The sequence below is a fragment of the Brevibacillus nigriterrae genome (assembly GCF_049846925.1).
Lineage (GTDB): Bacteria > Bacillota > Bacilli > Brevibacillales > Brevibacillaceae > Brevibacillus_H.
The window spans coordinates 1-1,507 of sequence record NZ_JBNCMT010000072.1 but is presented as its reverse complement, the minus strand read 5'-3'; the positions used below and the strand labels follow the sequence as shown (position 1 = coordinate 1,507).

12 tRNA genes are annotated in these 1,507 nt (G+C 47.6%); all 12 read right to left on the bottom strand.

Going from position 1 to position 1,507, the window contains the following annotated elements:
* Positions 1-284: 284 nt before the first annotated feature.
* Positions 285-361: transfer RNA gene (locus ACPW7N_RS26520), tRNA-Arg, on the bottom strand.
* A 9-nt stretch (positions 362-370) separates the two neighbouring features.
* A tRNA-Cys gene (locus tag ACPW7N_RS26515) sits at positions 371-445 on the bottom strand.
* Positions 446-449: 4 nt separating this feature from the next.
* Positions 450-525, bottom strand: a tRNA-His gene (locus ACPW7N_RS26510).
* A 25-nt stretch (positions 526-550) separates the two neighbouring features.
* A tRNA-Trp gene (locus tag ACPW7N_RS26505) sits at positions 551-624 on the bottom strand.
* Positions 625-634: 10 nt separating this feature from the next.
* Positions 635-725 (bottom strand) — tRNA-Ser (locus ACPW7N_RS26500).
* 11 nt (positions 726-736) lie between these two features.
* A tRNA-Gly gene (locus ACPW7N_RS26495) sits at positions 737-810 on the bottom strand.
* A 5-nt stretch (positions 811-815) separates the two neighbouring features.
* Positions 816-903, bottom strand: a tRNA-Leu gene (locus ACPW7N_RS26490).
* Between the two features lie 17 nt (positions 904-920).
* Positions 921-997, bottom strand: a tRNA-Pro gene (locus ACPW7N_RS26485).
* An 83-nt stretch (positions 998-1,080) separates the two neighbouring features.
* Positions 1,081-1,157 (bottom strand) — tRNA-Arg (locus tag ACPW7N_RS26480).
* 7 nt (positions 1,158-1,164) lie between these two features.
* Positions 1,165-1,240: transfer RNA gene (locus tag ACPW7N_RS26475), tRNA-Gly, on the bottom strand.
* An 82-nt stretch (positions 1,241-1,322) separates the two neighbouring features.
* Positions 1,323-1,405: transfer RNA gene (locus ACPW7N_RS26470), tRNA-Leu, on the bottom strand.
* A gap of 3 nt (positions 1,406-1,408) precedes the next feature.
* A tRNA-Lys gene (locus tag ACPW7N_RS26465) sits at positions 1,409-1,484 on the bottom strand.
* Positions 1,485-1,507: the final 23 nt, after the last annotated feature.

The following is a 1,507-nucleotide window of genomic DNA, read 5'->3' as shown; positions in this document are numbered from 1 at the left end:
AACTGCAAAACAATTCACTTGGCTAGTGTTTTGATTCACTATAAAACGCTTTATTGTTCAGTTTTCAAAGAGCATTTAGTTTATTCATCAACCTTCTCGTTTGAGAGGCAGGTTTATAATATACCATGTTAAATCTATTAATGCAACCTGTTTTTTTGGTGATTGAGTCATTTAAGCTTTAGACTTAAATTAAAACCTAAAACTCTCAACGAACAGGTTAACAATATATCACGTTACCAATCAATAATCAACAAGTAAAATATGGTAATAACTGAGTGGTGAAGTGGCGTTCCAGGAGAGAGTCGAACTCCCGACACACGGCTTAGAAGGCCGTTGCTCTATCCTGCTGAGCTACTGGAACAGGTATAATTGGAGGGAGTACCCGGATTTGAACCGGGGGATAAGGGTTTTGCAGACCCGTGCCTTACCACTTGGCTATACTCCCAATTTGGGGCGATCGATGGGACTTGAACCCACGAGTGCCGGAGCCACAATCCGGTGCGTTAACCCCTTCGCCACGACCGCCATAAAAAGCAGAATTACATATTTTTGGCAGGGGCAGTAGGAATCGAACCCACACCAAAGGTTTTGGAGACCTTCGTTCTACCTTTAAACTATGCCCCTATCATTACAATGGCGGAGAGTGAGGGATTCGAACCCTCGCTACACTTACGCATACTAACGGTTTAGCAAACCGTCCCCTTCGGCCTCTTGGGTAACTCTCCATATAAAAAAATGGAGCGGGTGATGGGAATCGAACCCACGCGACCAGCTTGGAAGGCTGGAGTTCTACCATTGAACTACACCCGCAAATATGGTGCCGAGGACCGGACTTGAACCGGTACGGGAGAAACTCCCGACAGATTTTAAGTCTGTTGCGTCTGCCTATTCCGCCACCCCGGCGTTATGAAATTAAAAAATGGTCGGGAAGACAGGATTCGAACCTGCGACCCCTTGGTCCCAAGCCAAGTACTCTACCAAGCTGAGCTACTTCCCGATTTGATAATGTTTTTTGCTCTGAGGTTCCCGCAAAGTATTCGGTGTAGCTTCGAAGACTTACGTAACTTTTTGGGGTGTATATGGCGTGCCCTGAGAGATTCGAACTCCCGACCTTTTGATTCGTAGTCAAACGCTCTATCCAGCTGAGCTAAGGGCACAAAAAAATGGAGCGGACGAAGGGTCTCGAACCCTCGACCTTCGCCTTGGCAAGGCGACGCTCTACCAATTGAGCTACGTCCGCATATTTGTTATGTTCCGGGGCCCCCCGAAAAGTATTTGGAATAGGCTTCGGAGCTGCTCTTCACTTTTTCGGGTGTATTTCATGGTGCGGGTGGAGGGACTTGAACCCCCACGGTCGCCCGCCAGATCCTAAGTCTGGTGCGTCTGCCAATTCCGCCACACCCGCATGTGGTGAGCCATGAAGGACTCGAACCTTCGACCCTCTGATTAAAAGTCAGATGCTCTACCAACTGAGCTAATGGCTCTCAAACTATAAAATGGTGGGGAG